The 3,909-nt window shown below is 73.9% G+C and carries 4 protein-coding genes; 3 read left to right on the top strand and 1 reads right to left on the bottom strand.

Annotated features, from left to right (window positions below; translation table 11 throughout):
- Positions 1 to 1,180, bottom strand: a 1,180-nt coding sequence (locus H0488_RS22320) for a peptidase C69 family protein (RefSeq protein WP_183101402.1), incomplete at its 3' end; no start/stop codon positions are given.
- A 187-nt stretch (positions 1,181 to 1,367) separates the two neighbouring features.
- Here H0488_RS22320 and H0488_RS22315 point away from each other — a divergent pair.
- The 3 genes from H0488_RS22315 to H0488_RS22305 are packed head-to-tail and all read left to right on the top strand — an operon-like array spanning position 1,368 to position 3,669.
- Positions 1,368 to 1,622: a hypothetical protein gene (locus H0488_RS22315; protein ID WP_183101401.1), complete on the top strand. Its 255-nt coding sequence runs from the start codon at positions 1,368 to 1,370 to the stop codon at positions 1,620 to 1,622.
- On the top strand, positions 1,623 to 2,750 hold the full coding sequence (locus tag H0488_RS22310) for a cupin domain-containing protein (protein WP_312856488.1): 1,128 nt from the start codon (positions 1,623 to 1,625) through the stop codon (positions 2,748 to 2,750).
- Positions 2,751 to 2,754: 4 nt separating this feature from the next.
- Positions 2,755 to 3,669, top strand: coding sequence for a ferredoxin family protein (locus H0488_RS22305; protein ID WP_183101400.1), 915 nt, complete (start codon positions 2,755 to 2,757; stop codon positions 3,667 to 3,669).
- The last annotated feature ends 240 nt before the right edge of the window (positions 3,670 to 3,909 follow it).

Below are 3,909 nucleotides of genomic sequence, written 5' to 3'. Positions count from 1 at the left end.
GGGCGGCGGGGCCGGTGGCGCGCCACTGGCGGCGCAGCCAGGCCGGGCGGCGGTCGGGCAGGTCGGCGGCGACCAGGTCGGACAGCCACCGCGCCTCGGCGGCGTCGGCGTCGGCGAAGGCATCGCGGGGAGGCTCGGCGAGCCAGGACCGCTCGAGCCGGTCGCGCTCGTCGACGAAGCGGGCGAGCGAGGCCGGGTGGTCGCGGAGCACGCGGCGGTGCAGACGCTCGTGGCGCCACCAGAGGTACGCCGGGTCGGAGACGTTGCTCGGCATCGGCTCCGGGTCGACCTGCAGCGGGACCTCGACCCGGACCGGCTTGAACAGCGACGTGCACGGCGCCGACGTCGCGGTGACCCAGTGGACCGGCGCGGCGCGCAGGTCCGCCACCCAGGAGGCGGTCGACTGGGTCGAGGTGACGAGCCCGCCGGCGTGCGCGCACGGAGCCGAGAGGGCGCCGTTGACGAGCGACCACTGCGGCCCGCTCCCCGGCCCGTGGTCGCGCAGTGCCCGGAACAGGTCGGCGGGGGCCGAGGCGCTGCTCGCCGCGGCCTCGGTGCGCTCACGTCGTACGGCGCACGCGGCGACCCGGCCGCGCACCGGGTCCGCGTGCATCCGCGCGAACGCGGGGATGGTCAGTCCGTTGCTGATCGACCGGCCGGGGCCGCGCACCTCCTCGGTCGCCCACCGCCGGCCGGCGGTCTCCAGCACGATCGCCCGATCAGGATCGGCCACGATGAAGGAGTTGTCGTAGGTGAACCGCGGGTGCTCGTGGCTGCACGCACCGCCCTGGCCGTGCTCCTCGAGCAGGTCGACGATGGTCGCGACCGCCGCCGTGGCGTCGGTCGCGCGCTCGAGGGCGAGCCGCAGCAGATCCATGCCGAGGAGTGCGCCGTCACCGCGGTCGCCGGTGCGCCGGGTGAAGACCGCTTCGTTACCTATCACGACACCGTGCTCGTTGGCGCCGATCTCGGCGCCCCACATCCACCACGGCTGGCTCAGGAGCACGGCGTGCGTCCGTGGCGCCTGGTCGATCTCCGCCCAGGTGCACTGCAACCGGGTTCCTGCGGGGTGCTCGGCGGCCGGCAGCCACCGCAGGACCTGTGCCTCGCTCGGGTCGCGGTCGCTGTTCTTCGCGAACAGCACCCCCTCGTCGGTGATGCCGACCATCGTGTCGCACACGACGCCGACCGTACTTCCTCCCGGCGTTCCCGCCGATAGTCAGCCGGGAGGATTCCCTCGGTCGCACGGCGCACGCCCGCCGACAGGGGTCTGACCGCGCGCGAACGGGGCACTGTGCAGGCGACCGCCCGTGCGGGATGGTTTGTCCAGCAGACCGGCCGCGCAGCCACTCGACCCAGGAGGACCGATGACTGAAACGCCTGACCAGCCCCTCAGCGACGACGACATGACCACGGAGCCGACGGCCAGCTCGGGTCCCGGGGTCGGCGGCGACGCCGACGGCACCGACGGTGACGCCACCGACACGACCGACGGCGACACCACCGACAGCGACGGCACCGACAGCGACGCCAGCGACAGCGACAGCGACGGCAGCGACAGCGACGGCACCGATGGTGACGCCAGCGACAGCACCGACGGCGACGCCAGCGACAGCATCTGAGTGTCCGCGCTCGACCTGCTGACCGGTGACGCCCAGACCTTCCTGGCGAAGGTCTGGGCGTCACGGGTCCACCTCCACCGCGCCGACCCCGGTGTGCTGACGGGTCTGCTGTCCCTCGAGGACGCCGACCGGCTGCTCACCTCGTCGGCGATCCGGACCCCGTCGATCAGGATGGCCAAGGACGGAGCGGTGCTGCCCGAGTCGGCGTACACCCGTGGCGGCACGCTGTCCGGCAGGCCCCTCACCGGCCTCGTCGACGCCCGCAAGGCGCTCGCGCTGTTCGACGACGGAGCGACGGTCGTGCTCCAAGGCGTGCACCGCTACTGGCCGCCGCTGACCGAGCTGATCGCCGAGCTCGAGCTGGAGCTGGGGCACCCCTGCCAGGTGAACGCCTACCTGACGCCGCCCGGTTCGCAGGGCTTCGCGGTGCACTCCGACTCCCACGACGTCTTCGTGTTCCAGACCGCCGGCTCGAAGCAGTGGGAGGTCCACGGCGAGGACGGCGTGGAGGACGTGCTCCTCGAGCCGGGGCTCTCGATGTACCTGCCGACCGGCACCCCGCACGCCGCGCGGGCCCAGGAGCAGGTCTCGCTGCACGTGACCGTCGGCATCAACCAGCTCACCTGGCGAGGCCTGGTCGAGCGCACCCTCGCGCAGGTGGTCGCGGACCTCCCTGACCACCACCTGCCCGCCGGCTACCTCGACGACCCGGCGCTGGTGTCCGGGCCGCTGGCCGAGCGCCTGGAGCAGGTCGCCCACGACGTACGCCGCATCGACGCCGACGCCGCCGTCGCGACCGAGATCCGCCGCTTCCTGACCTCCCGGCCGCCGCGGCTCTCCGGCGGGGTGAGCGACGTGCTCGCCCTCCGCGCGGGCATCGACGACCGCACCCGGTTGCGCCGGCGTCCCGGTCATCCGTGCGTGCTGCTCGACGCCGGCGAGCGGGTCGAGGTGCTGCTCGGTGACCGGTCGATGACCGTCCCGGCCTGGATCCGGCCGGCGCTGGAGGAGATCCGCGCCCGTCCGGCGTTCACCGTCGGCGACCTCGCCGAGCACCTCGATCCCCAGAGCCGGACGGTGCTCTGCCGGCGCCTGGTCCGGGAAGGGCTGCTCGAGGCGGTGTCCTGACGACGTGCCCAGCACCCCGTCGAAACGCTTCTCCTGCGCCGCCGCCAGCGTGCTGCGCGAGGAGCCGGTGGCCGGCACGGCCACCCACGTGCGCACCTGGCTCCTGCTCGAGCACTCCGGTCCGTGGGGCAACGACGCTCTCCTCGACGCCCGGCTGCCCGACGGGCTCGGCCCGGCGCTCAAGCAGCAGGCGAAGGCCTACCGGGCGAAGATCCTGCTGGTCCGGCGAGCCCGCGCGAGCAGGGATCCCGAGCGCCTGAACGTGTTCGCCGCCTACGCCGACCCGCGCCGGCCGCGGATCGAGCACGGCACGGTCACCGACCTGCGCGAGGTCCTCGACCTCGACCTCACCTCGTTCCGCGACGGTGGCTCCACCGGGTTGCAGACCTACGACGGCGCCCTGTTCTGCGTGTGCACCAACGGGCGTCACGACGCCTGCTGCGCCGAGTTCGGCCGGCCGGTCGCGATGGCGCTCGACGACGCGCACCCGGAGCAGACCTGGGAGGTCTCCCACATCGGTGGGGACCGTTTCGCCGGCAACCTGGTGGTGCTCCCGGAAGGTCTCTACTACGGGCGGCTCGACCCGCAGCGCGCGATCAGGGTCGCGAGCGCCCACCTCGCCGGCGAGCTCGACCTCGACCACCTGCGGGGGCGGTCGTCGTACCCGATGGCCGTGCAGGCCGCCGAGGCCTACCTCCGGCGCGAGCTCGGATCCACGGGGATCCGCGACGTCGCCCTGGTCCGGCGCGCGGGAGAAGGCGACACCACCGTGGCCACTTTCACAGCGGCGGGCGCGACGTACGCCGTGCGGGTGCGGACCCACGTCGACGCCGCGAGCGCCACCCGGCTGACGTGCAAGGCGCATCGGGACAACCCCGTGCCCCGGCACGAGCTGCTCTCGGTCGAACGCATCACCTGACGCTCTCGTCGGATAGCGCGAACAGCAAGGGGATCGCGGTGCTAGCGTCCGCCCGGAAGCGCGAGGGGGCGACATGAGCGAGACGCCGGCAGGACCCGGTTGGTGGCAGGCGTCGGACGGACGCTGGTACCCGCCCGAGGCCCACCCGTCGGCCCGGCCGTCCGTGCCGCCGCCCCCGCCCCCGCCGCCGGCGATGCCCACCATGCCGGCAGGAGGTCCGCCCCAGGGCCCGCCGCAGGG

Source organism: Nocardioides pelophilus, assembly GCF_014180685.1.
Taxonomy (GTDB): domain Bacteria; phylum Actinomycetota; class Actinomycetes; order Propionibacteriales; family Nocardioidaceae; genus Nocardioides; species Nocardioides pelophilus.
The sequence above is the reverse complement of the archived record's forward strand: the minus strand, read 5'-3'. Positions and strand labels throughout refer to the sequence as shown.

Coding starts and splice junctions, on each gene's coding strand:
- H0488_RS22315 (WP_183101401.1), top strand. CDS start 1,368: ATGACTGAAACGCCTGACCAGCCCCTCAGCGACGACGACATGACCACG.